Source organism: Streptomyces hyaluromycini, from assembly GCF_002217755.1.
Lineage (GTDB): Bacteria > Actinomycetota > Actinomycetes > Streptomycetales > Streptomycetaceae > Streptomyces > Streptomyces hyaluromycini.
The window spans coordinates 556,712-583,662 of record NZ_BCFL01000019.1 but is presented as its reverse complement, the minus strand read 5'-3'; the positions used below and the strand labels follow the sequence as shown (position 1 = coordinate 583,662).

The following is a 26,951-nucleotide window of genomic DNA, read 5'->3' as shown; positions in this document are numbered from 1 at the left end:
ACCTGCTGGCTGCCTCCACTATCTCCGCGGCGCCGCCGCGGACCGTTTCGACACATTGGCCGCCCGCGCCCGCACTCTCAACAAGAAGACGCTGCGGACGTACGGCGAGACACGGCGCGCCGACACATGGCGACTGGCGACCATGAATTTCCTTCTTCATGGCGTCTCCCCTGCTCTCGACCTGAAGCGCTCACCGCCCTGGCACGACGGCCCGGGGCGGGCTCCGCTGGAGTCGTTCGACATCGTGCTCGCCAACCCACCGTTCAACATGAGCGACCCCGGCCGCGGGGAGCGCGGCGAGGGGCAGTGGGCGTACGGGGCTCCGCCGCTCGACAACGACAACCTTGCCTGGGTCCAGCACTGTCTGGCGAAGCTGCGCGAGGGGGGCCGAGCCGGGATCATCATGCCCAACAGGGCAGGCAACTCCGGTCACAAAGCCGAGCAGAGCATTCGGCGGAATCTGGTGGAGCGCGGAGTCGTCGACTGTGTCGTCGCCCTGCCGGCCCAGTTGTTCACCGGCGCTGCCGTACCGGTCTCTGTGTGGATACCAACCCTCTTGACCATGTCGAACGCCGGAGCGACGGAGGAGAAGGCATCGAGCACGAGCTCGTGTCCGCCCGGGAGCGGCTGAGCGACGCCGAAGAGCACCTACGGGATGTACAGGACGCCGCCGCTCAACTGCCGTTCGTCGGGGACCAGGACCGCTGCGCCGGAGGAACCAGCCGGCCTCCCTGGCCAGCCTCGACTCGCTGTGCGAGATCCAGGCCGGACCTCCTATTCCAAGCTGGGCAAGAAGCAGCGCAGCACCCGCGGCCCCGTTCCCGTGGTGTTCCCGCGGCATCTCAAGGACCGGTGCATCGGTGACGAGGCGAGCGGTCCGCAGCAGGCTCCTGCTCGTGGTGTTCATCGCGCCTGCCGGGGTGGGCCGCGGGCGATCCCCGGGCAGGACTCAGCCGCTCTGTGGCGGTTCAGCCGGCACGAGCGCGGCTGGTCTGTGTTGGTTGGTGTGCCGTCGTCGGTCGGTGTGGGCTTGCGTGGCGCCGCGGGCGATGGCGTAAGCGGCTCTCTCTGTGTCCGGGTCGGTTCCGATGAGGCGGTTGTGGTGCATGTGGAGGAGGGAGGAGAGGACGCGTGTGGGGTCGGTCCAGGATCGGGAGCCGAGGTCGCGGAGCTGCCGGGCGTACTGGGCGACGGCTTCGGCGCGCTGGTTCCAGGCCGTTTGCAGGGCAGGGTCGGCTGCGGCGGCAGGGGCCGGTCCGGTGCGGTAGGGATCGATCAGGTCCAGTGCTGTGGCGCGGTGTCCGCGAAAGGCGCGGTGGTGTTCCTCGTCCTTGCGGAAGGTGCGCAGCAGCCAGTCCGCTGCTTCCGGCGCGTCGGTGTGGAAAGCGCGGGCGAGTTCGGTGAAGCCTGCGGCGGTGAGCACAGCCGGTTCTGATGTGTCCTGGTGCCGGTGGCGGCGCTTGAGGTGTTCCAGGACGGTGATGCTGTCGGTGTGGAAGACCTTTTCGGCGGCGGCGATGGCGTCGGGGCCGCCGTAGCGTTCGAGTTCGGGGTCGTAGCTGTCCACGGCCATACGGCTGATCAGCCCGGCCTCGCGCAGGTCGGCTGCGGTGCGGTGCAGCTGGGGCAGCAGGGCATTGGCGAGGACGGGCTGCGGCGCGTGGAATCGCAGGCGCAGGTGGGATCCGCTGCTGTCGTGGTAGCGGACGAAGAACCACCGGTCGACTTCGCCGGGCAGGCTAGTGAGGAAGGGCGTCAGGTGGACGGCGAGGAGTTCGTCGTGCCGGGCCGCGGAGGCGTACAGGCTGGCGAAGAGCCAGGGGCCGCCGGGCAGGTGGTCGCCCGGGGTGGTCCGCGGGAGCGGGCGGCGCGGCACGTGACGGGGGGCTGGCCTGGGTGCGGTGTTGCGCAGCGGGATGACGATCTCGCTGTGGTGTGCGCCGCCCGGTCCGTGTAGCCAGCCGTTGGGGATTCCGGCGGCGTCGGCGGGTGTTTCCCGCAGCTCGGGGTTCTGTGCGTCCAGCAGTTCGCGCCGCAGCAGGTCGGCGTGGCCGGGCAGGTCCAGGTCGAGGAGAAGTCCGACGTCACGCTGGCCCGCCCATAGTCGGCTGGGTACGCGCCAGCGTTCCCGCCAGCTGTGCAGCGCGCGGGTCCACTGCGGCGTGGTCAGGGCGGGGTCGCGCAGTTCGGGCGGGGGGCGCCAACGTGCCGGTGCGAGGATGGTACGCCCGTAGCGGACCCGTGGCAGGTGGGGCAGGTGCGCGGCCGCGCCCCACTGCCAGGCTTGCCAGGGGCGTACGTGCATGGAGGAGACTTCGGCCAGGAAGCGGGCGGCGTTGGGCAGTCCCCATTCCGGGTTGAGGGCGTGAAAGACGGCCGGCTCGACATGACGGCCCGAGGCGGTGTCGACGAGGTGGAGGCATTCGAAGTCGGCGCCGACGGCCAGGCGTCGGACATCCAGCACGCCGGCCTGTCCGGGGTCGGCGTAGGTACCGACCGGGAGCAGGTGGTCCAGGAAGGCCGGCGCCTGGCCGACGTTGGCCGTGCGGGAACGCTCGGGGCGGAAGGTGAGCTGGGCGGCCAGCACACCGTCGTCCCCTTCCCCGCGGGCGGTGCGGATCACCTGCTGGCGGGTGCGGCGGTCCAGCAGGTAGGTGAACCGTCCGAGCACGGCTCCCTCCTGCTGCGAACCGCCGAGCAGCACCAGCCGGAAGTCGCCCGCCGCCAGGCCGGTCTCGGAGGCGGCCAGCAGATGGGCCAGTACCTCCAGGGAGTCCGGGGGCCGTCCCCGGTCGTCAGCAAGACGGCGCACAGCGGGATGGTCGTCATCGAGGATGATCTCCGGCTGCCCGGCCAGCACGGCCTCTTGTGTCAGAGCGCCGAGCACCTGGTCACGCTCGTGGTCTACGGCGGGTGCGGGTGCGGTGCGGGTGCTGGGCGGCCGGCGGTAGCCGGCCGGGGCGGACAGCCCGGTGCCGGCGTCGAGGAGTTCGGTCAGGGGGACGAGGCGGTCGGTGCCGTACCGTTCCAGGAACGCTTCGTGGTACTCCCGCAGATGCGGCGGACGGCCGTCGGCGGGCGCCAGCCGCCACAGCAGGCCGGCGGCACGCGCGGCTTCCTCCGCAACGGCGTGCGGCAAGTGGACGCGGGCGTCCAGAGCAAGGTCCACCTGCAGCAGGTGATCGCAAGCGGCCAGGCCCCGCATCACGCCGGTCACCGAGGCCAGGGCAGGCGCACCTGTCCCCAAGGGCTGGGCAGCGTACTGGGCGATTCCCTGTTGCACCTTGAGCAGTCCGGGCAGCTCCGGCACGCCGCCGGGCAGGGCACCGGACGGGATGCCGGACAGGGCGTGGATGACGTGTCCCAGCGGGTCGGCGCTTTCCAGCGGCGGCCGCACATCGGTGAGCAGCATCTCGGTGCCGACCAGCTGGGACAGCGCGCCGAGCGCCTGGTCTTCGGTGGCTCCCGGGTGGCCTTCCAGCAGCAGCCGAACGGCCTCCGCCCCGGTCACGGGCCGCTCGGTGGCTTCCAGCACCGTCTCGACGACACTCGTCAGGCGGACGCTGACTTCGTGCACCGCGCGTACGCCCGATTCCGCGGGTTCGTCGTCCCGGCGCGTCTGGGGAACGTATGGCAGCACCAGGCGGCCCCCGCGTCGGAAGCACAGCCCGTTGGACACCAGCCGCACATGGCGCAGCACCTCCGGCCGCCGCTCCAGGCAGGCGACGAGGTGGGTGAGCCACTCCTGGTCCGGACGCACCGCGCGGGTATGCGCCCCGCCCAGCCGTACGGCGGCCTCACCGGTGAAGCGGACGGCCGCGACACCGGCCATGAGACCGAACGGCGTCGCCCGGGTGCTCATCCGCAGCCGGTACCGGGCCAGGGACCGCACGGCACGCCGCAGTTGCCGCAGGCCGACAGGCCCGCCTTCCCGCACCCGCCCCACCACCGCGGCCAGGGCCGGGCTGGAGACTGCGACGGCTTCCTCCACGAGCGGGTCGGCCACCATCGTGCACAACCAGGCGGACAGGCGGGCCGCCTCATCCGGTCCGCTGCCGGAAACAGCAGCAGGGCCGTGCACACCGCCGGGAGCGCCGAGAGCATGGACCGGTGCCCGCAGCAGTCCGATACCGGTCTCGCAGAACACAGTGCCCCCGGCAGCGGGCGGCGTGTTCAGCCCGTTGTCGGGGCTTCCAGTTGGCGCCACTCGTGCTCCAAAAGGGAATAGTGAAGGGAGTTCACCCAGCGGCCGTCGGCGAAGCTGACCTCGCGCCGGCAGCCCTCGTAGGTCATGCCGTAGTAACGCATGGCGAACCCGGACACGGGGTTGGTGTCGTTGTGGCAGGCCCAGAGCCGGTGGAGCCCCAGTTCCTCGAACGCGAACCGGAACACCGCCCGCGCGGCGTCCGTGGCTGCGCCTTTCCCCTGGTGGCGTCCACCGAAAAAGGCACCGAACATCGCACTGCTGGTGCCGGCGCCCGCGAGGTCCAGCGTCCAGACGCCGATGACCACAGAGGTGTCTTTGCGGACCACAGCCCATTTGTAGTGCAGCCTCGGGCTCTCGGCTGCTTCCTTTTCCGCTTCCCGGAGGTACGAGATGATCTCTTCACGGTTCCGAACGGGCTGACCGTAAGGCTCCATCACCTGCGGATCAGCCATGATCGCCACCACGGAATCCGCGTCCTCAGACATAAGGGAACGCAGATTACACTTTCTACCTTCCAGGAAATCCCACGCCATCCGGGTTCCTCCTCGGTACCGGGCCCAGGCGAAGCGGAGCCCGGTGTGGCTGAACGGCGACAAGCGCCCAATATGCTGACGGGCACGCCCGGCGTTCCCATGGAAACCGGGCGTGCGGCAGCCGGATATCCTCAGCAGCCCAAGGAATTGCAGGTGACGCCTGAGCGGCCGATGGTTGGCTGCTCCTCGATCTCCACGTCCTCACGAATGTCAAGATCGAATTCTGCACTCTGCTCGTGCATGATTCATCCTTTCCTTGCTATGAAAGCTGGCCCTCATTGCCAACTCTTCTCGTGTCTCATGTTTTCCTCAAAGCGGTACTGAAAACCACTCGAACGAGCGAAACGCCTGATGATCGGCTCCTTCGCCGAAAAATTCTGGCCGGCAGGACCGCGTTCGGGCAGGAAATATTCAGAGAAGGAAACAATGGGTGGGTCCGGCTACGTCAACGGGACACGTCAGTCGGTCAGAAACGCGGCGTCCCAGGCCACCGCGGGCGCCTTGCCCGAAGCGTAGGCATGCAGGGCCAGGGCACAGCCCGCCGCGCCGTCCAGGAGCCCAGGACGGCTGCCGGGCCGGCCGGACCCCAGGGGCGCACTGCCGAACCCGAACGGATGCCGGGCATCGAAGGCGTCGGCGACGGACCCGGCCAGCGCGGGAAGGCGGGCCGCCAGATGCGGGTCGCCGCTGTCACGGGCCATGCGCCAGGTCAGGTTGAGCACACCGCTCCAGCCATGACAGAAGAACGGATCCGCCGGCTGGGGCGCCTCGTCGAGAGCCCGCGCCAGCGCGTCAACGGCCGTATGCCGCCAGCTGGCACGCGACAGGGCGCAGCCGGCCAGGTAGACGGCGCGGGCAACCCCAGGGGTCCCGTAGCACCAGGCCAGACGCCCCGGTGCCAGCCCCGCCGCTGCCGTGTCGCTCTCCTCGTCGAACGCGATGTACGCCGGCCACAGCCCCTGCGCGGTGCGGCGGGCCAGCAGCCAGTCGCACATCCGCTCCACCGCCTCGTCCTGACCGGGGACCCGCACATCCGCCCGCGCCGCCAGAGCCAGCAGCGCCAGCGGCCCCGCGATGCCGTGCGCCAGCCCCACGTTGAGGTGCCCCCGCGGCAGGTCGGCCTCCTCCCCCAGCAGTGACACGTCGGGAGTCCACCAGCCCGGAACATCACGCCCGTGGACACGCACCGGCTTGCCCAACCGGACCAGGCAGGCCAGCAGCCGGTCCAGCAAAGCACGATGGCGCCCTTCCCTCAGCAGCAGATACCGGCCGACCCCGGCAAGCCCGCTGACGACGTCGTAGACCGGCACAGCTACCCCGGCACCGCCCTCGGCCAGCCGCTGCTCCTCCCGTGCCAGAACCCCTTGTGTGAACGCCTCCACCCGCCGGTCGAGCCCCTCCAGCAAGGTCTCGCAGCCGCCGGCCATGCCGCGTACGGCGCAGGCCGCGAAGGCCAGCGAGGTCACACCGCTCCACACCCCACCGGGCAGACGTCCCGGCACAGCACCCACAGCCGCCGCCAGATGCGCACGAGCCGCACGCCGGTCGGACAGCTCCGCGAACAGCACCGCCGTCCCGCACAGCCCCGAAGCCAGCGACACCGGCTCCCAAGGCGCCTTCGGATCCAAACCCCCGGGCACAGCACCGGCAGCCTCCCGCGCTGTATCGCGGAGTGCCGCCGAAGCGACACCGGCCGGATCGGCGAGCCGCTCGGCAACAGCACCCACAATCTCCCCCGAGCGCCGGACATCCCGTGCATCCCAAGCCCACATGACCCACCCAACTCCAGCCTTCACGCCTGTTCAGTGCGGCACCCGGGCGCAGTCGCCACGGCGTACGGCCTCCACCACAGCCTGGTGGACAGCGGCTGTCCCCCGGCAGGCATCGGCGTCGGACTGCTGTCCAGCTCTGCCCGGGGCGGTGGCCACCGACGACGGCTTCGGCAGGGAGGAGGGTGCCATCGCCGATGCCGACACCGCCCGGGACTCAGGCGAAGCGGCGGCGAGTGCACGAGCAGTTGCGAAGGCGGAGGAGACGGCGACCAGCAGGGCGGTCACGACAGCGCCGGAACGCCACCTGTTCTGCGGGCTCATGCCCGGAAGACTTCCCCGACGGAACGATTCAGCATTCCGCCCGGGAACGCAAAATCACTCGCACGTGGCTATACAGCCACGGCAGCTGTAGTTCGTGACTTGTGAGGTTCCTGTCATGCGTTGGCCACTGCTGTGACGTTGTTCCAGCGGCGCCGGCAGGCCGTCGCGCGATGCTGGTGTCGGCGACGCCAGTTCGACCAGTACTGAGCAGTCCACGCTTCTGACCGGGTCCAAGATCCCTACCGTCAGCCCGGTGCTCGGGATGCCCAGTGCTCGGGCTGCTCGAAGAACTCGGATACGTGCGCCCCCTGCAGACCGGGCGAACCAAGTCCAGGGGGCGCCACTCGGCGGTCACTTACCGAGTTCACCCATCGCAGCTGACATCGCCCTCTGGGCGAACGCCGCAGTGCTTCATGGGCACGAACCGGCGGTCGGGCTCAAGGAGATCACGCGGCGCTGCCTTGCACCGGGCGGCCTGGACGGTCGTCCAGAACGATGGTCGTGACCTCGCTGTCATCGGGTCGATTCAGCGTGGCGTTCTCGATAGCCAGGTGAGTTCGCGAGTACACCGCGCTTGCCAGGGCCCACGTCACCATGTCGGTATCGGGCCCGTGATCATCGAGAATTTCCCGGGTGGTGACCAGAACCGCGAGCAGGGAGCGACCGGAGACGAACGTCTCGATTCGCCCGTCTTCGAGGTCGGTGACGCGGTCCGGCAGGCGAAAGTGCTGGTGCCGAGAGGTCTGCTCAAGCAGGAATGCCCACGTATCTTTGTGGCAGATCAGTCGGACCGAGGAAATGGCCGCGGCCGTCAGTAGGCCGCGAAGGTGCTTGCCGCGCTCCTCCGCACGCCGGGACTCCCTCAGTTCGATGTCCGATGCCGTTACGTCGTGTCCGGTTGGCGCCCCCTCAGGTACTACGGCGTTCGGTGCCTCGGTGGAATTCGCATCAGCTGACGCCACGTCCGGTTCAGGCACCGCAAACGCCTCTGCAGGTGGGTCGTTCGTTCCCGACTGATCGTCGTGCCTGTCGCTTCCTTCGTCAGCAGGGTCCGCGTCTGTCACCTCGGCCACCTCTTCTTCCCCCCACCTGTGAGGCTCCTCGTTGTCGCTGCCGGCCCCCAAAGGCTGTGGCTCATGCTCTGGAAGCACAATCCGGATCCGGTCATCAGGAGTCACTGGGCGTGGCACCCCCAACGTGTGCGCCCACGCTTGCGCGATCTCGCGACGCAGCGCTTCGACCGCAGTGCGGGTGTCGCCGAGATCGCTCAGCATCCGCTCCTGGCGGCGGCGCAACTCCCGGTTCTCTTCGCGCAGCCCGGCCGTGCCCTGCTGGACGTTCTCCAGGACCTGCGGCGCAGTTGGTCCTGATCTTGATGGAAAGCACCGAGCCCGATGGTCGGATCGTTGAGCGCCTCCCGTATCTCTTCGAGCTCTTTGAAGATCCTCTCTGTGTCCTGTCTCCGCGACACGCAGCCTCCTCGCCGTTGACTGGTCAACGAGCGCATGTCTCCCCATCCGGAAATCAGATGAAGCGACACTTTCAAGCCGCTTTGTACCTAATGGCCCAGGGCCGCAAGCGTCGGGCCCCTTTCCGATTCAGGCCAGACCGAACTTCTCGGCGTGCGCCTGTCGCGCAGGGCCCGCAGGTTTCGTAGGCCGGCGAGCACGGCCCTGGTCATGGCGGGCGGGCCATAGACGTACACGTCGTGTTCGGTGATGTCGGGGACCAGCCGGTACCGGCTGCCCGGGCCGAACGGCGCAGTGCCGCCCTCGCCGGTTCCGCCGGTGGGCAGGTGCAGCCGTCCGCCCCCGTAGCGCGACCAGGTGGCGCGCCTCGTTCAGTTGCACGGCGTCGGCGCCGCTGTCTAGCCGGCACAGCACGACGACGCCGGGCGCCTCCTCCAGCATGGCCCGCACGGGCGTGATCCCCGCACCCTCGGCGATCAGCAGGGTGCCGGTCCGGGTCCGGGGCAGCGAGGTGAACGCCCCGTACGGTCCCTCGACGGAGGGGCTGCTACCGACCGGGGCGTTCCGCAGGCCGGCGCCGGTTCTTCACTTGTTGTGGGATCGCTGGTCGGACGCCGGCCGACGGGGAGGGGCGTGAGCGGGATCAGCATGCCGGGCGGATGGCGGACAGTACGCTGAATCCAGCGGGATCGGGCCCGCAGCACAGTGTCCGGGAGGTGCTTCATGACGGCCGAGATGGTGGCCCCGGCGTGGATGCATGAGCAGATCACGGCGGAGGAGTACGAGTCCTGGTCCGAGGAGCAGTGCGCCGGCATCGAGATCGTGGACGGGATGGTCGTCGTGAGTCCGAGTGCGTCCAAGCGGCACAACCGGCTGGCCCGGATCCTGGCGAACTCCCTGGACGCCGCCGCGGGCCCTGAGTGGAACGCCGACACGGACTTCGACGTCCGGCTCCAGGACGTCCCGCTCACCAATCGCCGCCCGGACGTCGTCGTGTACCGCGCAGACACCATCGACGTCACCCCCACCCGCCCCGAGCACGTGCTGCTGGTCGCGGAGGTGGTGTCGCCGGGCTCGGAGACCACCGACCGGATCGTGAAGGTCGACCAGTACGCCAAGGCAGGCATCGGCTTCTACTGGCGGATCGAGCAGGCCGCGACAGGCGTTCCGCTCGTGTACACCTACATTCTCGACCCCGCGACGAAGACCTACCGGGAGGGAGACGTGTTCACCGGCGTTCTCAAGGTAGTGGCCCCGTTCCCAGTGGAGATCGACCTCGGGCAGGTCTGATCTGGCGCTGCTCAGCAGCCGGCAGCGCGTGAGCGATGCGTGAGCGGACGGCCCGACACAGGCGATGCGTGAGCGGACGGCCCGACACAGGCGATGCGTGAGCGGACGGCCCGACACAGGGCGGCATGAGCCGGATCAAGTGGCTCGCCGTGCTCTTCCGACCAGGGGAAACAGCACCATGTAGCAGCGCCGTGCACCACCCGGCAAGGATCCAATCCCACTCCTAAAGCGAGTGTCGCAGGTTCGAATCCTGCCGGGGGCACCAGGCAAAAGGCCCCGGACCGATCATGGTCCGGGGCCTTTGACATCAACGCGGGGGGTCAGCCGCGACCGGGGCGCTTCTTCCTGTTCCTCAGCAGCCGGTCCATGTGGCTCATGGCTTCGCGCTGGGTGTCCTGGACGACGTGGGTGTAGACATCCATGGTGATGCTGATCTGGGAGTGCCCGAGGATATCCATCACGACACGGGGCGCGACTCCGGCGTAGAGCTCACGCTCCTAAAGGAGCTTCCTTGGCCCCTGCAGCTGCTCGGTCAGCAGACCGCGGGCGGGACGCTCTGCTCGTATTGGAATACGTTGTGCGGGTCGTACTTCGCCTTGATCTTGCGCAGCCGGTCGAAGTTGTCTCTCCAGTAGGCGGTTTCCCAGTCCTGCTGCGCGATGTTCGGCACGTTGACGTAGGCGCCGTTCACGTAGGGCCGCAGCGCCTGGCTGAACTCGGCGATCCAGGCCTGGCACGTCGAGGTGAGCGGGTCGCAGACGCCTGGTTGGTTCGAACGAGTCCCCCAGCCGACGCCGGGCTCGGAGTAGAAGAGCGCGTCGCGGTGCGGGAACGCGGTGCCGCCGCGGGGGCTCCTTCTGACGTTCCCGCCGAAGGCCTGGACGAAGAAGTTGGTGTCATCCGTAGGGGCGTGCTGAATGAACGAGGTGACGATGTCGATCGCTTCGCTCGGGAACGGCTTTCTGGTGAACTGCGAGAAGAACTTCCAGTTCGCCGGTTCGAGCTTGGTCGGAATCTGGAATCCCGCGTATACGTCGCCCCAGTTGTCGACCTGCGTAGTGACTTTGGGGCTGTCGATCGACAGGATCGGGGCCAGCAACTCCTTCGCCTCGTCCGGCGTTCCCTCGGGGAGAACCCCGAACAGGAAGATCTGGTTTCTGTGGATCTCGAGCTGGGTTCCGAGGCGGGCGTCGGTGGTCGGCGCCGTACGCTGATATGCGTCGAAGATGGCGTGGAGGTCCTTGATACCCTTCCACGTCGCCTGGAGATAAGTGACGCTCTTCAACGGAGCCACTTTGTAGGTCAGTGACGTGACGATCCCGAAGTTGCCGTTTCCCGCCCCGCGGAGCGCCCAGAGCAGGTCCGAGTTGTTGCTCAGATCCGCCTTGATCGCCTTGGCGCACTCGTCACCCGACGGGATGACAATCTCAGCTCCCACAAGGCTGTCGCAGGCCATGCCGAGCCAGCGGGTCAGGAAGCCGAATCCACCGCCGAGCGTCGCACCGGACAGACCTACGCTGCCCTCCGTTCCGGTGGTCACCGCGAGGTCCTGCTTCGCGAGCGTGGTCACCGCTTCCAGCTGGTTGAGCCCGGCGCCGACCGTCGCGACACGCGAGTGGGCGTCGATGTCGACCGACTTCAGCTCGCTGATGTCGATCACGACGCCGTTGTCCACGTTCGACCAGCCCTCAAGGGCGTGGCGGCCGCTGCGCACCCGCACCGCGACGTCGTTCTGCCGCGCCCACGTCAGGGCGTTGACCACGTCCTGGGTGTTCTGGGCGAAGACGATGACCAGCGGATAGTGGGAGAAGAGCTGGTCCCAGCCGAGGCGCGCATCCGTGTACCCGGCGTCTTCGGGGCGCACGATGCGGCCGGTCAGTTCCGCCGGCGGGCATTTCCCGTGCCCGGGCCCTTTGCTCGCGGCGCTCGCGCCGGGGGCCTCCACGGCCGTAATGCCCGGGACTGCGACAGCGCCGGCACCGGCGGCCGCCGTCGCCTTGAGCAGGCCGCGACGGGAGAAGTCGTTCATGGTCCGTGTCCTCTCGACCATAAGCAGACGCGAATCGGGTTTTTAGGATTATTCAGGCGAAGTGGACGGTAGCAAGGGCGACCACAATGAATCGTCTCGACACGCTCGCAACCACGGCCAAGGCGCCTAACGCCTTGGCCTCCGTCTCACGTGCCGGCTTCGGACAGACGAGATCCGTCAGCGCAGCGGCAAACCGGGGCGGCACTTTGTGGCGCGGAAATCTGACGGACAGGCAGTGGGCAGTGCTGGAGCCACTGTTGCCGAGCAGCAAGGGATCGTGTCCCGCCACGTGCAACGCCGGTGGACACGCCCGCGACTTGCTCCCATCGACGGCACTACACCGCGGTTGAGGCGGGTAGGGGTGCAGCGAGACGTATGCGCGCCTGATCGGTCGGCGCACCCGCCGTCATGCCTGACTGTCGTCGGCCGAGGTTCATGCGGCCCGCATCGTAAGGGTCCGTCGTCGACCAGTCCGCGTGGTCAGCTCTGGTCGGACCCTGGGCAGTCCAAGGTCCCCAGGCCGAACAACGGCGACCTAGAGTGACAGACGCCCCAAAGCTGCCAGCGACGAAAGCCCGGGGCAGAGGCCGTTCGATCATGCGGTGGGTGTGGGACTTGAACCCACGGTGGCTCGCGCTACGACGGTTTTCAAGATCGTTCATGGCGTGACTCAGGGCGCGCCCGTGACGGGCGCGCCCTTATGTGCCTGCGGTGACCACTACCGGAACACGATGATCACAATGCTTCCATTGTCGAAGCGGTGGTCGAAGCAGAGCCCGGGGTGGTTGAAGCAAAACCCGGGTCGAAGCGGAAACCCGCCGTGGTCGAAGCAGCGCCAGTCATCGTGGCCAAAGCACCGGTTGGTGGTCACCTGGGTGTGCACGGCAGGGGCTGCTTCGGCCGTACCGGCTGCGCTGATCGCAGCGCCGCCAGCCATCAGAATGCTGGCAGCGAACGGCGCGACGAGACGCCTCGCGCGTTGTGCTCGCATGATGGATACGCCTTTCCTTCCGTCGTCTGCAGCCGCGGAGCACGTCCCGAATCCAAGATCCCGCTGCACAGGACCCAGCCGACCAGGTGCGTACTCCCAGGATGCGGCCTATTTCCAATACGTCAGAGGCGGCATTTTGGATTGGCCCCTGGCGGACCTAGCACCCAGTGGTTCGAGACCAGCAGGACGTGGGTTCACAGCAGCGTGGCGGTGCCGTGCCTGGCATCGTGCAGCCGGACCACACACAGCCCGGCATCAGCGGCAACCCGCGTGGACGAGCGGTAGACGTTGCGCGGCTCGACCGGCCGACCGTTCCGCGTGGCAAAGACGTAGCCACTCTCCGACCACTCGACGCCTGTGCGTGAGAAGTTCTCGCGCTGCCGCAAGCGGTGCCGGCGCAGCGGCGCAATGCACCGTGCGGGCATCGGAACCAGGCGGCTGCGACGGCTCTTGGGGTCGTCGTCGTACAACTCGCCCCTTCGACGCTGCGTCTGCTGACGCACATACAACACCTGGTTGTCCAGGTCCACATCCGACCAGCGCAGACCCACGAGCTCACCGCGTCGCAGGCCCATGGCCACCGCCGGCACGAACGCCGCGTACAACGGATCACGACGTGCGGCTTCCAGGAAGGCCAAGGTCTCCTCCAGGGTCCAGGGCCGGACCTCCCGTTGCCTGACTCGCGGTGGCTCCACCGGCGTTGCAACGTTCCGGGTGATCAGTTCCTCCCGCACAGCCGCCGTGAGCGCGGTGCGGAGCACGCGGTGTGCCTCTTTGAGGGACGTAGACGCGCGCCTCGTAACGGCCGTCCTTGCGCCGGCAGCGGCAGGCTGTGCAGCCACAGATCCCGTACAGGCAGGTGGCCTTGAGGGGGCTGTCGACTTCCTGGGGTGTGTCGTCGAGATGGTGCAGGAGCTGGTCGGGGGGCAGGTCGAGGTGAGTGAAGGCCCGCACGGGAGGGGTGATCAGGGCAGCCGCTTGGAGATCATCCTCAGACCTGCCAGGCAGAGGTCGCCGCCGATCGTGACCGCCCTTCCCGGCCGGATTGCCGGTACCTACGGCATGTGCAGCACCTGCTCGCCCCAGATGGTCTTGCCGGTGCGGGTGTAGCGGGTGCCCCAGCGCTGAGTGATCTGGGCGACCATGAACAGGCCGCGGCCGCCCTCGTCGAATACTCGGGCCCGGCGCAGGTGAGGACTGACGCTGCTTCCGTCGCTGACCTCGCAGATCAGCGTCTCGCCCTTGATGAGCCGCAGCCGGATCGGCCCTCCGGCGTGCCGCATCGCGTTGGTGACCAGCTCGCTCACCACCAGTTGCGTGACGAACGCGGCCTCCGCAAGTCCCCACAGGGCGAGCTGTTCCGCTGCGAGCCGGCGAGCGTCGGCGACGACCGCGGGATTGCCGGGCAGGTCCCAGCTGGCGAGGCGGTCCTCGTCGAACACGCGGGGGCGGGCAAGGAGCAGGGTGACATCGTCGGCGTGCGGTTCGGGGCACAGGGTGTCCAGGACGGTGTCGCACAGGGCGTCGAGCGAGGCGGCCGGGAGGGCGAGGGCACGGCGCAGGTCGGAGAACCCTTCGTCGATGTCGCGATCCCGGGTGCTGAGGAGACCGTTGGTGAACAGTGCCAGCAGGCCCCCTTCAGGCACGATGACGTCCGCCGCTTCGAACGGCAGACTGCCGAGTCCCAGCGGGGGGCCACAGGGCATGTCGATGACACTGCTGGTGCCGTCCGGGCGGATCAGTACCGGGGCGGGGTGGCCGGCCCGGGCCAGGGAACAGGTGCCGGAGACCGGGTCGTAGACGGCGTACAGGCAGGTGGCACCGATGTCGCCGGGGATCTCACCGGTGGGCTCGCCGCCTTGCTCACCCGCGGTGTGGGTGATGATGTCGTCGAGGTGGGTGAGGAGTTCCTCGGGCGGCAGGTCGATGTCGGCAAGGGTGCGCACGGCGGTACGCAGGCGTCCCATGGTCGCGGAGGCGTTGATGCCGTGTCCCACGACGTCGCCGACCACCAGGCCGACCCGTGCCCCGGGCAGGGGAACCACGTCGAACCAGTCACCGCCCACCTGGGCGCCGCCGCCCGCGGGCAGGTAACGGGCGGCCGTCTCCACAGCGGGGTGCACGGCCGATTCCCGGGGCAGCAGGGCCCGCTGCAGTGCGAGCGCGATGCCGCGCTCCCGCGTGAACCGGCGAGCGTTGTCCAGACAGATCGCGAGCCGGTCGACGAGGTCCTCGCTGATCGCCGTGCAGTCCGGGCCGAAGGCTTCCTCGTGCGAGGCCGCGTACCTGACGAACAGGACCACCCCGAGGGAAACGCCCTGAGCACGGATCGGCACAGCGATGAGCGAGTGGGGGCCGAACGACTCCGCGAGGGACGCCTGAACGGGATCCTCGGCCAGCCAGCGGACGACCTCGGGGTCCTCGGTGCTGTGGCGAACGGCCCGGCTCTCGGCCAGACACCGGGCGACCGGCGACGACCACGGATGAGGGTGCACTTCCGTAGCGCTGATCACCGCATCGAGGGCGGGCACGTGCCCGGCGGCCCACCGGTGTGCCGCCCTGCGCAGGGCGGTGACACCCCGAGGAAGGACGGGCGCGGGCAGCTCCCCCTGGAAGACAGGCTCCAGAAGATCCACGCTGACGAAGTCGGCGAAGCGGGGGACAGCGAGTTCGGCGAATTCTCGTGCGGTTCCCACGATGTCCAGGCTCGTACCCACGCGGGTCCTGGCCTCGCTGATCAAGGCGATGCGCTCCCTGGAGTCGTACTGCTGGGAGTAGTCGGATGCCGTAACGCCCACCGCACGCACCGAGCCGTCCGCGTCCTTGAGCGGGAAGACGTCCATGGCCCAGGCATGAGCCTTGGATTCCCCGGGAAGCCTGACGATGGGCTCCGCCGCTTCCGCTTTCCCGGTCCGGGCCACTCGCAGTACCCGCCGCTCCACCTCCTCGATGGCGTTGCCCTGGAGGATCTCGGTCAGGCGCCGACCGCGGGCCTCCTCCTCGGAAAAGCCCCCCACTCCGAGCATCGGCTCGTTCCCGCGCAGCAGGCGCGCGTCGAGGTCGCAGATGGCAACGGCAAGCGGCTGCTGTTCGAATATCCACTGCGGGAGCAGGGAATCCCGGGGTGTGTCTGTCGCGGCCTCGGGCACGGCCGTCAGCAGGAGCAGGAAGCCGCCGTCCCGATCGGTGTCCTGCAGCGGGCACAGGTGCACCCGCGCGTGCAGCGGGAGGCCGTCGCGGTGCCGCAGCGTTCCCTCGGCCGTCAGCAGGTCGTCCACCGGCCTGCCGATGATTTCGACAGGGGCGTATCCGAGCAGTTCCTGCGCACCACTGCTCCAGTGGGTGACGCAGCCGTCCCGGTCCAACACGCCTGTCGCGGCGGACACGTCCAGGCGAGCACCGGTGAATCGGCGAGTGTTCCGCCTGCCCCAGGTGTGCATGGTGGTCTCTGATCTCTTGTCCCAGGCAGTATCCACAGTGCTCCTGGCGCCATGGGATCGCAAGCTTCAGGCGACCTGCCTCGCCCTGCCCGCGCACCCGGCCGGCCCGCCCCGAATCCGCCAGGCGTGCAGCGGCCTCGCCCAAGGCCTGATCGGACTCGTTCGAGTCCTGCCGGGGCGCGGAGCGAAGGGCCGGCTCGGGAGGGGCTTTCTCCCGGGCCGGCCCTCAGTCGTGTGTGGGCTTGGGGTCAGGTGACCGTGAGGGTGGCCGGTCCGCCGGGTGTCGGCTGGCTGCCGGTGCCGGGCAGGCCGTAGCTCACGGTCTTGTAGCCCTGGTCCTGGAGCCGGAAACCGATGGTGTACTGGCCGGGTGCGGTGCCCTGCGGCAGCGTGAAGTACTCGTCGATCGGGCCCGAGAAGGTGGTGGGCACACCGCCGGACTGGATCGAGGCGGCATGTCCGGAGGCGTCGACCAGGTACAGGTCGAGGCCGTTCACCCCGGCGGTGGAGGCGGACACGTCGATCGTCAGCTTGATCCATGTCTGGGTGTCGCCGGCCGCGATCGTGTCCGGGGCGACGGTGACCGTGTCCACCGTGGGCAGCACGGTGTCGGGGATGTTGGTGAGCGTGGCGTCGATGTCCGGGGCGCCCAGCGACGAACCGTAGACGGCCTGGTCGCCGTGACCGTCGGTGATGATCACACCGGTGAGCCGGCAGCTGAACTGGCGCGGCAGCCCGCGCACCGGCACGGTGATCGTGCCGTCGTCCTGCACGGTCGGGGTGGTGGACAGCTGGGTGCACTCGTTGGCGTTGTTCCCCCAGCTCGTCAGCTGAACGGAGCTGATCCCGCCCACGGCGCCGGTGGGCCGCAGCGAGAGCTGTGCGGTCGGGACGGGCGAGTGCCAGCTGTCGATCTGGCTCGGGGTGAACGCGAAGCCGGTCGCCGACAGCACGCTGTCGGAGGTCACGTGCACCGCGGCCTCGGACAGCCCGGTGTAGGCATGGGTGACTCCGGCGTTGCTGGTCAGGTCGACCTCGGTGACCTTCCAGTCGCCCTCCGGCAGGCCGGCCGGCAGCGGCACGGTCACGGCGCAGTCGAGCACCTGCCGTTGCATCCAGTCGAGGTAGCCGCAGCCCTGGTAGCCCTCGCTCCAGTCCCAGCCGATGGCGAACGATCCACGGGCGGTTCGGCCGTCCGGACCGGTGGCCACGACCGTTCCGCCGTACACGCCGGACCTGGTCTCCTGGCTGTCCAGCTGGTACCGCAGCGTGGCCCCCTGGCCGGGGGCTTCGTAGACGGTGGCCTGCGAACCTTGCGCCAGGGCGATCCGGTCGAGGCTCGGGGAGCCCTGGTCCGCCGTGGTCTTGGCGGTGAAGGTGCGCGGGAACGCGGACAGTTCGGGCGCGGTCCAGTCGATCGAGTCGTCGGCGCCGTCGGCACCCCGGATCTCCGAGACCGCCCAGGTCGTCTTCGTCGTGGCTCCGTACTGCGGGACGGCGACGGTCCATGTGTAGGTGGTCGAGGCGGGAGTGGCCCCGGACCCGATGGTGACGCCGCCGGACGGCGAACCCTGGGAGTCGAAATCGACGGCGAGTTCGGTGCCGATGTAGGCGCCGGTCTTCGGATTGATCCGGCGCAGGTGGATGTCGCCGCCGAAGCCGGAGGCGTTCGGGTTGGACGAGGTCATCGTCCAGTTGAGATCGATGGTGGCCGACCCCGAGGTGGCATCGACCGACTTGGCGCTGAACGACAGTGCCGAAACGCCCATCGCCGACGCGGTGCCCGGGGCCGCCACGTGGTGCTCTGCCCCTGCGGGCGCCGCGGCCGCGGGGACCGCGCCCAGCAGGCACGCGACTCCGGCGGCGGTCATCGACGCCGCCAGGCGTCTGAGTCCGATCACTCTCTTCTCCTCTCCGGATGCTGATGTGCGAGGTCACTAGACATCAACTCACCTGTTCCGGCAACGGAGTTATCGACCGGCGGCGGCAGGGCTCCGCGGCGCGCGGCCGAGGAAGGGGCCGGTGGACTCCGCTACCCGGACGGCAAGCGGATGGCGTCCCCGGGAGTCGGTGGCCGGATCCGGTGCCGGCGCGGCGGCGGACGGGTAGTTGGTTCACGTCTGGGGCGTGGGCGGTGGGGCGGGCGGCCCGAAGGGGTTCACAGCGGGCCGGAAGCGGATCGGAAGCAGCCCGGTTCTGGCCACGGAAGCGGTCGCGCTGGTCGCATCGGAGGCGTCAACCGCCTTGTCGCGCACCGCTGTTCACGGTCGACCCAGGGCGGGTCCGTCACCGTGCGGGCCCGCTGCCGGGCCGGCCGGAGCGGAGCGCGGTGCACTGCCGTGACCGCTGGAGAACCCCATGACCGACCCAGGGCTGACGCCGCCCGCCGAGCGTCCCGACCCGCCGTCCACCCACCGTGCACCGCCCTCCTACAGCGCCCCGGGGCTGATACCGCCGGGCGGCCCCGCCCGCACCTGGGGGCTCGTGGTCATCGCCACACCCCTGCTGCTCGCCCTGATCCTGACCCTGATCGGCAGCCTGGCCGGCGGCTCCGGATCATCCGGATCATCCGGCGAATTCGGGGCGTCCGGCTCCGGCTCCGGCCTGTACGGCTCGGGCACCTCGGGTTCGGACGGCGGCGGCACGGGCGGCCAGCCGACCTACGCGGATCCGACGACGGCGTCCGCGTGGCCGTACGGCGACACCAGTACACCGACGGACGCCTACGGCACCCCCGACGCGACCACGACCACGACCGACGGGTTCGGCTACCCGTCGGAGACCGCCGCCGGTACTCCGGGCGCGAGCCCGAGCGGTGGACCGGGCGGAGTCGTCACCGCCTACTTCGCGGCGCTCGACGCCCGCGACTACCAGACCGCCTGGGCCCTCGGCGGCAAGAACCTCGACTCCAGCTACGACAGCTTCGTCTCGGGTTACTCGACCACCGAGCAGGACACCATCGCCATCGTCTCCGTGACCGGCACCAAGGTGCGGCTGACCATCGAGGCCCTGCAGACGGACGGCACGACGCACTCGTACGACGCCACCTACACCGTCCAGGACGGCGTGATCACCAGCGGCACTGCCACCCAGACCGGCTGACACCCACCGGGGCGTGCCCGGAGGGGTGCGCCCGCACGAGCGGAGCGCTGAACCACCATGGCCACACAAGTTCTCGACCCCAGTCCTCCCGGCCCGGCACCGCAGGAGCCGCCGGAGCACCGCGCGTACGCGCGCACCAGAGCCACCCGGCTGCTGTCCGCCGGCACCTACCTCCATCCCGGCTACCGGCGCGCCGTCATCCGGGAACTGCTCCGCAGGCGGTTCCGGGTCGTCGCGCCCTCCTACGGCTACGACGCCGTGTCGGTCCTCGCCCACGCCCTCGCCGCGCGCCGGCTGCGCCGCATCCAGTGGTCGGTCGCGGCCGGCGTGGACATCCTGGTCCTCGTACTGCTGAGCAACGGGGTGCTCAACCCGTTCCTCGGCGTCGTCCTGCTGTGCTGGGTGCCGTGGGCGGCGGCCTACCTGCGCCGGATCGTCACCCTGCACGTCCTGATGACCCGGGTGCGGGAGAAGGGCCCGGACGGCGGCTTCGACGGCGCCTGCCCGTCGCACCCCAGGCTGACCGACGCACTGGCCCGCAAGATCGACCACGAGCAGGCCGGGCGCAGCGGACTGGTCTTCTACGGCGGCTACCGGCCCTTCGTCGGCGCGGGCCTGCCGCTGCGCGACTGGTCCAACGCACAGTTGCTGCTCGGCGCCCCGAAGACCCGGATCATGGCGCGCAAGAGCACGGACGGCACACCGCCCGACCTCGACACCGTCGAGCGCAGGCGGGTCGTCCCGTTCACCGTGCACGAGATCACCAGCGAGGTCGCCGCCCGGCTGCGGGCCGATCTGCGCGACGATCCCCGCCCCGACGAGCGGATCGACGGGCTGACCGTCGAGCAGCGCCGCTACACCACCGCGATCCGCACCAACGACCGCACCACCGGCGCCGGCTGGTCCGAACTGCCCAGCGTGGACGACCTGCCCGGCATCCACTGGCGGGAGGACTACGACGCGGCCCGCGAGTACCTGTGCGTGCGCGTCGGGTCGTGGAACGAGGAGCTGGTGACCTCGATCTTCGTCGGGTTCGACATCAAGGGCAACACGCTGCACACCGAGTTCTACACCTATGTGCTCGGGCCGCTCGTGGCGGACTTCCACCTCGTGGACCAGCTGCCCAGTGCCGTCGACGGGCGGCTGGCGGTGCGGGTGGTGTGGGACATGTTCACGGCCATGGTGCGCTGGTGGGTGACGCTGTGGATGTGGCCGCTGCTGCTGGTCCCGGAGCGGTTCCTGCCGGCGTGGGTGGCCCGCGTGACCCGGCCCTGGCGGGTCAGGCGGGCCAGGCGGGCCACGGCCGCGCTGCTGCTCTCGGACCGGGTGACGGACACCAGCGAGTTCCGGCTCGGCCGCTACGTCAACCGCTGGGCCAACTGCGGTGCGCTGGCGAGCGTCCGGGAACTGGCCACCAGCGAGACGTACCACCACTTCTTCCAGCAGTCCGACGCGGTGAAGTACATGCAGATCGTCGAGCGCCGGCTGCTCAAGAACATCCGCGCGTTCCTCGACGAGCACGACGTGGACCTCGTCGAGCACGACCGCGCGCAGACCAACATCCTGCTGGGCGACAACAGCCAGAACATCTTCGGCGGCGAGAACAGCGGGTTCGGGTACAACTACCAGCCGTCGAACGGCGGTTCATCGGGAAAGGCGGGGCAGTGACCATGAGCCAGGGCCACACCTTCGGCGACAACGGCCAGAACATCCTCGGCGGCCGGAACAGCGGCTTCGGGTACAACGTCTACAACACCCCGCCGCAGGACCGGGAGGCCGCCGAGCAGGAGGCGGCGGCGCTCGCGGACCGGGCGCGCGCGGAGCACGCCCGCAGGCGCAGTGTCTTCGTCGTGCACGGCCGCGACGAGGAGGTCCGCACGGCCATGTTCGGGCTGCTGCGCCGGCTCGACCTGCGCCCGCTGGAGTGGGAGCGGCTGGTGCGGAGCACCGGGGGGACCGCGCCGTTCCTCGGCGAGGTCATCGAGACCGCGCTGTCGCAGGCGCAGGCGGCGCTCGTGCTGCTCACCCCGGACGACGTCGCCAAACTCCATCCGCATCTGCTGGGCGACAACGAGCAGCCCTACGAGACCCAGTACACCGGCCAGCCCCGCCAGAACGTGCTGATCGAGCTCGGCATGGCGCTGATGGCCTACCCGGAGCGGACGATCATCGTGGAGGTCGGCCGGGTGCGGCCCGCCGCGGACCTCGGGGGGCGCAACGTGATCCGCTTCGACGGCTCCGAGACCGCCGTCTCGAAGATCGTCGAGCGGCTCAAGGGCGCCGAGTGCGACCTCGACGACACCCGGCCGGACTGGCGTGACACCTCGTACTTCAGGAATCTGGCGGCCTACCGGCGGCTGGCCTGACGGACGGTACGGGCGAGGGGGCGGGGGCCGCGGGCCGCCCGCCCCCTCGTCCGTACCGCGCTACCGTTCCGGGCCCGACGCCAACGCGTCCAGGAACGCGGCCAGTTCGCGCATGTCGATGCCCTCCAGTTCCTCGGGCCGTATGACCAGGCGCAGTTCGCGGCAGATCGCGCCCTCCCGGGAGCGGGCCACGAAGGACATCAGGATGAGCCGGAGCAGGCTGTCCCGGTCGAGGTGGCCGAGCCGCGCCAGCCCGGAGCCGACCAACGGCATGGCCACCCGCTCCAGTTGGGCGTGCGCGCGCAGCGCGTCCCACAGGCCGCCCAGGCCCCGCCACAGGTCCTCCACGCCGGAGGAGGCCACGTAGTCGTTGCCGATCCGGCTGTAGGCCACGCCGAACACCAGCCGGGGCCGGGTGCCCAGCACCGCCACCGTGCCGACCGGGTAGCGGTCGAGCTTGCCGAGCGGTTTGTCCGCCCGCTCCTCCCGCGCGACGGGCTCGGCCGTGGCGAGCGCCGCGCCGAGCTCCGCGTCCAGGCGGTGTACGTCGCCGTCGTACCGGCGGTCCAGCAGCTGGGCCTGCACGCTGTCGCCGTTGATGAGCCGGCCGCCGGCCGACAGGGTGTCGAAGGTGTCGCAGAACCCGACGACGAGATGGGCCGGCTGGTCGAAGACGTCGCCCGTCTCGACGACCACCGCCATGTCGGGCCGCCGGAACACCTGCCGTACCCGGGCCGCGGGACGGGACCGCAGCAGCCCCCAGCCCAGGCAGGCCCCCACCGACAGCCCGACCACCGCGCCGGAGGCGCTCTGCGGCACGAACGGGCCCACGACCTGGGACACGGCGGACAGCCCGCCGAACGCCACCATCGTGTCGCGCACGAAGACCTGCCGGGCGCGCCGCGTGCCCCGCGGCAGACGCAGACGCAGATGCGGCCGCAGATGCGGGCGCGGGTGGGGGTGGAGGCGTGGGGTGCGTGGGGCGTGTGGGGCGCGTGGCCGGATCGCGTCCGGGGGCCGTATCGGGCTCATCGGGTCCAGCCCGCCGGAATCACCCGAACTCATGGATTCCCCAAGGCATCATGATAATCTTTCAGTCACTATGGCTGACGCAGAGTGACGCAAAACCGCCGGGGGGCGACGCGGATGGCCGGTGCAAGAGCACAAATCCGGGTGAAGGTACTGGGCCCGGTCCAGCTCGAAGTCGACGGGGTTCCGGTCCGGCTGACCCCGCTGACGGTACGGCTGCTGGTCCGTCTGGTGGCGGCCGAGGGCGAGGCGGTGCCGGTGCGGCAGCTGCGCCGCGACGTGTGGGGGCTCGCGGACGAGCCGCGCCATCTGGACCAGCGCAACCGCAACGAGGTGCAGAAACGGGTCCTGGAGCTGCGGCGGGCGCTGGCCCCCGGCCAGGACAGCGCGGGAACGCATGTCCTGTGCACCGAGCAGCAGGTCACCGTGCAGGGCCCGGAGACCGCCTACCGTCTGGTGCTGCGGCCCGAGGAGCTGGACAGCGCGCGCTTCACCGCGATCGTCGGCGAGGCCCTGCACGCACCGCCGGCCACCGCCGCGCACCGGCTGGCCGAGGCGCTGTCCCTGGTGCGCGGCCGGCCGCTGGCCGAGGTCAACGGCGAGGGTTTCGCGGCGCCCTTCGTACGCCGCCTGACCGCCCTCCAGGACTCCGCGCGACGCGAACTGGTCCGCGTGCAGACCGACCTGGGACGACCCGAACTCGCCCTGCCGGTCGCCGAACTGATGGCCCACGAGCATCCCGACGACACCGAGGCCGCGCGTGTCCTCGACGCGCTGCGCGCGGAGCTGCGCGCCCGGCACGGGGCCGAACTGCTGCGGCACCGGGTGCCGTTGCCCGGCCAGCGGGCGGATGTGGTGCTGGTGCGCGGCGACTTGTTCGACCAGATGGACTGCAACCTGGTGATCGGGTTCTCCGACACCTTCGACACGGAGACCGCGGAAGACCTGGTGATCAGCCGGGAGAGCCTGCAGAGCCAGCTCGTCGACCGGCTGTTCGCCGGGCGGCGTCGCCTGCTGGACGACCGGCTGCGGGCGGGGCTGCGGGCGGTGAAGGCGGCGGGCACCGAGACCGTGCGGACCAAGCCGCTGGGCCGGCGGGTCCGTTATCCGGTGGGCACGACCGTGATGGTGCCGGTCGAGGGCCGCCGGGTGTTCGCCACGGCCTATTCGCGGCTCGGCAACGATCTGGTGGCCAGGTCCAACCACCTCGACCTGCGGCTGAGCCTGGAGAACCTGTGGGCCTCGGTGGCGGTGCACGGCCTGTTCAAGCCGGTCGCCGTGCCGCTGATCGGCTCCGGCCTCGCCCGCGTCACCGACCTGGACCGGGGCCAGCTGGCCGCGCTCATCGTCGACTCGTTCATCGACGCCTGCGGTCGCCACCCCGCGCTGACCCCCGAGCTCCGGATCGTCATCCTGCCCCAGGAGCTGGCCCGGACCGACCTGGCCCCGGTGGAGCAGCGGTTCGCGGACCTGGTGCTCGGGCTGCGCGCGGCGGACTGACGGCGAAGGTGGGGCCGGGCGGCGGCCCGGGCGTGTCCCCCGGGCCGACGGGCTGCTCCGCATCTCTCCGTTCCCCCTTCGCGGCATCGTCCCGCCGGCCACGCCTCGCGCCGCTTCGCCCGGCCTCACCGCTGTCCACGAGACCACCCCGGGCGCTTCCGCCGGTACCCGCCAACCGCTTCCGATCCGATTCCGGGACGCCCCCGCCGGCGGGCTCAGTGATGGACCATGGTGCAGGCGACCGTGGCCTTCCCGTCGGCCGTGTTGACGACGAACCTGCTTCCGCTGAGGCCGCCGATGTCGAACCGCCCCGTCCGGTCCGTGGAGACGGTGCCGGAGGCGGAACCGGAGTAGGTCACCCTCGCACCGCCGGGGAACCCCACACCCCAGAGGTGGTAGTTGCCGTCGGACTCCGTTTCGACATGGCACACCGCGCGGGACGGGGCGTGCGGCACGGCGGCGGCAGCGGCGGGTGCGGTCGTCGTGGGGCCCGCCGCGAGCGCGGGGGCGGCAAGGAGGGCGAACGCTGCGAGACGACGAGTTCGGTTCATCATTCAACCTGCTTCGGATGCCATTCTCTGGATGCCACTGATGCGACCGGCAGGACGTGACGGCCCCGCCACGTCCCGCACATGTCGCCCCGCACGGGCGATCCGTCCCGCCCACCATGCGGGCAACTGCGCGCAGCCTGACAGCATTTACACCGTATCGCCCTTCATGTCGCACGGCATCCCACCGGTCAGGACAGCGGGCGGACCGGCTTCCGGCCGGCTCGCGGGGCGAGGGCACCGCCTCGGGGAGCGGCTTTGCCGGCCCCGTCCCGCCGGCCGGCGCGGCCGATGTTGCAGGACCGGTCCCCCCTGACCGTTGGGTCCCGCGCGGAACGGGTCTATCGTCGGAATCATCGGGCCAGAACGAGGAGGAACGAGGAGGACGGCCGGTGATGCCGCAGGACGAGGCCGTGATCGGCTGCACGGGGACGGTGCTCATCGGAACCCGCGGTTCCACAGGCCCCGGCGAAGTCCTGGTCCGGGTCAGAGGCGGCTCGGAGACGTTCCTCGCCTGGTCCGAGGAGCCACTGCCGGTAGGCGCGACGGTACTCGTGATCGAATCACGGGGATGCCGCGAAGTCGGCGTCATCGAGTGGGTGGATCCATTGGACGCGCTCGGCGACAGCGCCGAGGCCGGCTGAGGAGTAACAGGAATGTTCGGATACCGCGTACCCGCTCCCGACGAGGCGATGTTGATCTCGGGGGGCAGGCGGGGACTGGGGGGCGCGCCGTTCCGAGTGGTCACGGGGCATGGAAAGTTCGTGCTGCCGGTCTTCCGGAAGGTCCGGTTCCTCACCCTGTCCATGTGTGAGTCCGAGGTCACCGAGACCTGCGTGACCAAGCAGGGCATCGCGTTGCACGTCCGCGCGGTCATCGCCTTCAAGGTCGGCAACGACCACGAGAGCATCATCAACGCGGGCCAGCGGTTCCTCTCCGACCAGGAGCAGATGTCGGTGCTCACCGGCCGGATCTTCGCCGGGCACCTGCGGGCCATCATCGGCTCGATGACGGTCGAGGAGATCGTCACCGAGCGGCAGAAGCTCGCCGCGGAGGTGCTGGACACCTCGAAGACGGAGATGGCGAAGATCGGGCTGATCGTCGACTCGCTGCAGATCCAGTCCATAGACGACGGCGACACCGGCTACATCGATGCCATGTCCGCCCCGCACAAGGCGGCCATCCAGCGGCAGGCGCAGATCGCCCAGGCCCAGGCCACCCAGGCCTCGGTCGAGGCGGAGCAGGTGGCGGCCCGCAACCAGGCCGAGTACGCCCGCCAGACCGCGATCGTCAGGGCCGAGTACTCGGCCGAGGTGGACCGCGCCCAGGCGCAGGCCGCGCAGGCCGGACCGCTGGCGCAGGCGCACGCCCAGCAGGAGGTGCTCGCCGCCCAGACGGAGCTGGCCCAGCGCCAGGCCAGGCTGCGCCAGGAGCAGCTGGTCGCCGAGATCGTGCGGCCCGCCGAGGCCGAGGCCGAGCGGGTCAGGATCCTCGCGGCCGCCGAGGCGGAGCGGATGAAGATCCAGGCGGAGGCGGCGGCGTCGTACGACCGGGTCGCGCTCGACCGGATGCTGATCGACCAGCTCCCGCAGATCGTCAAGGAGGCCGCCGGCGGTCTCGCGGGCGCCAACGTCAACGTCCTCAACGGCGCGGACGGCCTCGGCGAGCTCGCCGCCGGTCTGGTGTCCCAGGGCCTGACCATCCTCGACTCGGTCCGGCAGAACCTGGGCGGCCAGGACTCCGACGGGCAGCGCCCCGACGGCCGCCGCTCCGGGGAGAGCGAGACCGGCGGCCTGCTCCAGCTGCCCACCAGCAAGGGGCGGAAGTCGGACGACGGTCCGGTGGACGTCGACTAGTCCGCCAGTCCGCCTTCGCGGCACCCGCCGGATCGACCAGCCCAGCGCGTTCGCCCTTGCGGGGGCGGGCGCGCTGGTCTTCGTTCAGCCGTCGGTCCGGTGCGGCTGTGACTGAGCGCTTCTGTTGGCCACTCTGAGCGTCACAGTTGGCCGGAGGACAGCGATGGATTCAGGTAGCTGATGCCGGTTTCGATTAAGTCGACCGCTATGTCGGGTTCATCGGCTGTGCTGGGCTGGTGGAGGTCTCTACGGGGCCCTGCGGGCCGGTGTGGTCGCATACGTGCGGGCTGGATGATGATCGCGCCGTACGTGCTGGATGAGCAGGTTGCTGAGCATCTGGAGGTCGGCGAGGGCTGGTCTCGGCGGTGGAGTGCGGTGTGGAAGTCGTCGGACGCCGATGTCGTCTGTGCGGTACGAGAGCTGGCTGCCGTTCCGACCAGCATCACAGTGCCGGTACGCCGATTCACGTGGCGGGCTGATCAGCGTCACCGTCCTGGG

The 26,951-nt window shown here is 69.9% G+C and carries 20 protein-coding genes and 3 pseudogenes; 10 read left to right on the top strand and 13 right to left on the bottom strand.

The features are described 5' to 3' along the window. Positions 1-55: 55 nt before the first annotated feature. A complete protein-coding gene (locus SSP29_RS20470) occupies positions 56-631 on the top strand; it encodes an HsdM family class I SAM-dependent methyltransferase (RefSeq protein WP_089102127.1) in 576 nt (191 codons plus the stop codon). Positions 632-949: 318 nt separating this feature from the next. On the opposite strand, the gene SSP29_RS20465 is transcribed toward SSP29_RS20470, so the two are convergent. The 5 genes from SSP29_RS20465 to SSP29_RS20450 form a co-directional block, all read right to left on the bottom strand. Continuing rightward, complete coding sequence (locus SSP29_RS20465; protein WP_145968934.1) at positions 950-4,207, bottom strand: lantibiotic dehydratase; 3,258 nt, start codon at positions 4,205-4,207, stop codon at positions 950-952. Continuing rightward, positions 4,174-4,740 (bottom strand): GNAT family N-acetyltransferase, encoded by a 567-nt coding sequence (locus SSP29_RS20460; protein ID WP_089102125.1) that lies wholly within the window; start codon positions 4,738-4,740, stop codon positions 4,174-4,176. Before SSP29_RS20460 ends, SSP29_RS20465 begins: the two co-directional genes overlap by 34 nt. A gap of 458 nt (positions 4,741-5,198) precedes the next feature. Continuing rightward, positions 5,199-6,341, bottom strand: a complete 1,143-nt coding sequence (locus tag SSP29_RS20455; RefSeq protein WP_167449967.1) for a lanthionine synthetase C family protein — start codon at positions 6,339-6,341, stop codon at positions 5,199-5,201. Between the two features lie 201 nt (positions 6,342-6,542). Continuing rightward, positions 6,543-6,833 carry a hypothetical protein gene (locus SSP29_RS52565; protein ID WP_145968933.1) on the bottom strand — a complete coding sequence of 97 codons (291 nt, stop codon included), beginning with the start codon at positions 6,831-6,833 and terminating at the stop codon, positions 6,543-6,545. Between the two features lie 446 nt (positions 6,834-7,279). Continuing rightward, positions 7,280-7,906 carry a hypothetical protein gene (locus SSP29_RS20450; protein WP_145968932.1) on the bottom strand — a complete coding sequence of 209 codons (627 nt, stop codon included), beginning with the start codon at positions 7,904-7,906 and terminating at the stop codon, positions 7,280-7,282. A 138-nt stretch (positions 7,907-8,044) separates the two neighbouring features. Between SSP29_RS20450 and SSP29_RS58555 the strand changes: the two genes are divergently transcribed. Beyond that, a complete protein-coding gene (locus SSP29_RS58555; RefSeq protein ID WP_167449966.1) occupies positions 8,045-8,203 on the top strand; it encodes a hypothetical protein in 159 nt (52 codons plus the stop codon). An 822-nt stretch (positions 8,204-9,025) separates the two neighbouring features. Continuing rightward, a complete protein-coding gene (locus SSP29_RS20445) occupies positions 9,026-9,592 on the top strand; it encodes a Uma2 family endonuclease (protein ID WP_089102122.1) in 567 nt (188 codons plus the stop codon). A gap of 320 nt (positions 9,593-9,912) precedes the next feature. Here the strand turns inward: SSP29_RS20445 and SSP29_RS20440 are convergent. From SSP29_RS20440 to SSP29_RS20415, 6 genes and pseudogenes are all read right to left on the bottom strand, one after another. Continuing rightward, positions 9,913-10,074, bottom strand: a pseudogene (locus SSP29_RS20440) (site-specific integrase); the annotation flags it as partial. Between the two features lie 50 nt (positions 10,075-10,124). Continuing rightward, positions 10,125-11,621, bottom strand: coding sequence for an FAD-binding oxidoreductase (locus SSP29_RS20435; RefSeq protein ID WP_089102120.1), 1,497 nt, complete (start codon positions 11,619-11,621; stop codon positions 10,125-10,127). 718 nt (positions 11,622-12,339) lie between these two features. Next, entirely contained in the window at positions 12,340-12,612 is a 273-nt protein-coding gene (locus SSP29_RS20430) for a hypothetical protein (RefSeq protein ID WP_089102119.1), read from the bottom strand. Positions 12,613-12,809: 197 nt separating this feature from the next. Beyond that, positions 12,810-13,388 (bottom strand): annotated as a pseudogene (locus tag SSP29_RS20425) (tyrosine-type recombinase/integrase); the annotation flags it as partial. A gap of 279 nt (positions 13,389-13,667) precedes the next feature. Further along, positions 13,668-15,998, bottom strand: a complete 2,331-nt coding sequence (locus tag SSP29_RS20420; RefSeq protein ID WP_245883153.1) for a SpoIIE family protein phosphatase — start codon at positions 15,996-15,998, stop codon at positions 13,668-13,670. Between the two features lie 302 nt (positions 15,999-16,300). After that, positions 16,301-17,953, bottom strand: a complete 1,653-nt coding sequence (locus tag SSP29_RS20415; protein ID WP_089102117.1) for a hypothetical protein — start codon at positions 17,951-17,953, stop codon at positions 16,301-16,303. Between the two features lie 457 nt (positions 17,954-18,410). Between SSP29_RS20415 and SSP29_RS55970 the strand changes: the two genes are divergently transcribed. The 3 genes from SSP29_RS55970 to SSP29_RS55960 are packed head-to-tail and all read left to right on the top strand — an operon-like array spanning position 18,411 to position 21,520. Beyond that, positions 18,411-19,154: a hypothetical protein gene (locus tag SSP29_RS55970; protein WP_245883152.1), complete on the top strand. Its 744-nt coding sequence runs from the start codon at positions 18,411-18,413 to the stop codon at positions 19,152-19,154. 57 nt (positions 19,155-19,211) lie between these two features. Further along, a complete protein-coding gene (locus SSP29_RS55965; RefSeq protein ID WP_089102116.1) occupies positions 19,212-20,822 on the top strand; it encodes an AbeC-like domain-containing protein in 1,611 nt (536 codons plus the stop codon). Between the two features lie 2 nt (positions 20,823-20,824). Further along, positions 20,825-21,520 (top strand): TIR domain-containing protein, encoded by a 696-nt coding sequence (locus SSP29_RS55960; protein WP_089102115.1) that lies wholly within the window; start codon positions 20,825-20,827, stop codon positions 21,518-21,520. A gap of 60 nt (positions 21,521-21,580) precedes the next feature. On the opposite strand, the gene SSP29_RS20395 is transcribed toward SSP29_RS55960, so the two are convergent. Then, positions 21,581-22,585 carry a macro domain-containing protein gene (locus tag SSP29_RS20395; protein ID WP_150134549.1) on the bottom strand — a complete coding sequence of 335 codons (1,005 nt, stop codon included), beginning with the start codon at positions 22,583-22,585 and terminating at the stop codon, positions 21,581-21,583. Between the two features lie 108 nt (positions 22,586-22,693). On the opposite strand from SSP29_RS20395, the gene SSP29_RS20390 reads away from it, so the two are divergent. Continuing rightward, entirely contained in the window at positions 22,694-24,049 is a 1,356-nt protein-coding gene (locus SSP29_RS20390; RefSeq protein WP_089102114.1) for an AfsR/SARP family transcriptional regulator, read from the top strand. 215 nt (positions 24,050-24,264) lie between these two features. Here SSP29_RS20390 and SSP29_RS20385 read toward each other — a convergent pair whose 3' ends face one another. Further along, a complete protein-coding gene (locus SSP29_RS20385) occupies positions 24,265-24,603 on the bottom strand; it encodes a hypothetical protein (RefSeq protein WP_145968931.1) in 339 nt (112 codons plus the stop codon). 389 nt (positions 24,604-24,992) lie between these two features. On the opposite strand from SSP29_RS20385, the gene SSP29_RS20380 reads away from it, so the two are divergent. From SSP29_RS20380 to SSP29_RS59350, 3 genes and pseudogenes are all read left to right on the top strand, one after another. Then, positions 24,993-25,241, top strand: coding sequence for an NfeD C-terminal domain-containing protein (locus tag SSP29_RS20380; RefSeq protein WP_089102112.1), 249 nt, complete (start codon positions 24,993-24,995; stop codon positions 25,239-25,241). Between the two features lie 12 nt (positions 25,242-25,253). Beyond that, positions 25,254-26,453: an SPFH domain-containing protein gene (locus SSP29_RS20375; protein WP_089102111.1), complete on the top strand. Its 1,200-nt coding sequence runs from the start codon at positions 25,254-25,256 to the stop codon at positions 26,451-26,453. Between the two features lie 291 nt (positions 26,454-26,744). Continuing rightward, positions 26,745-26,951, top strand: a pseudogene (locus SSP29_RS59350) (hypothetical protein); the annotation flags it as partial.

What these genes read in the sequence shown, in the direction of transcription:
- SSP29_RS20430 (WP_089102119.1), bottom strand. Translation starts at nt 12,612, where the DNA reads ATGCGAGCACAACGCGCGAGGCGTCTCGTCGCGCCGTTCGCTGCCAGC.
- SSP29_RS20435 (WP_089102120.1), bottom strand. Translation starts at nt 11,621, where the DNA reads ATGAACGACTTCTCCCGTCGCGGCCTGCTCAAGGCGACGGCGGCCGCC.
- SSP29_RS20460 (WP_089102125.1), bottom strand. Translation starts at nt 4,740, where the DNA reads ATGGCGTGGGATTTCCTGGAAGGTAGAAAGTGTAATCTGCGTTCCCTT.
- SSP29_RS20445 (WP_089102122.1), top strand. Translation starts at nt 9,026, where the DNA reads ATGACGGCCGAGATGGTGGCCCCGGCGTGGATGCATGAGCAGATCACG.
- SSP29_RS55970 (WP_245883152.1), top strand. Translation starts at nt 18,411, where the DNA reads ATGACCGACCCAGGGCTGACGCCGCCCGCCGAGCGTCCCGACCCGCCG.
- SSP29_RS20380 (WP_089102112.1), top strand. Translation starts at nt 24,993, where the DNA reads ATGCCGCAGGACGAGGCCGTGATCGGCTGCACGGGGACGGTGCTCATC.
- SSP29_RS20375 (WP_089102111.1), top strand. Translation starts at nt 25,254, where the DNA reads ATGTTCGGATACCGCGTACCCGCTCCCGACGAGGCGATGTTGATCTCG.
- SSP29_RS20395 (WP_150134549.1), bottom strand. Translation starts at nt 22,585, where the DNA reads ATGAGTTCGGGTGATTCCGGCGGGCTGGACCCGATGAGCCCGATACGG.
- SSP29_RS55960 (WP_089102115.1), top strand. Translation starts at nt 20,825, where the DNA reads ATGAGCCAGGGCCACACCTTCGGCGACAACGGCCAGAACATCCTCGGC.
- SSP29_RS55965 (WP_089102116.1), top strand. Translation starts at nt 19,212, where the DNA reads ATGGCCACACAAGTTCTCGACCCCAGTCCTCCCGGCCCGGCACCGCAG.
- SSP29_RS20385 (WP_145968931.1), bottom strand. Translation starts at nt 24,603, where the DNA reads ATGATGAACCGAACTCGTCGTCTCGCAGCGTTCGCCCTCCTTGCCGCC.
- SSP29_RS52565 (WP_145968933.1), bottom strand. Translation starts at nt 6,833, where the DNA reads ATGAGCCCGCAGAACAGGTGGCGTTCCGGCGCTGTCGTGACCGCCCTG.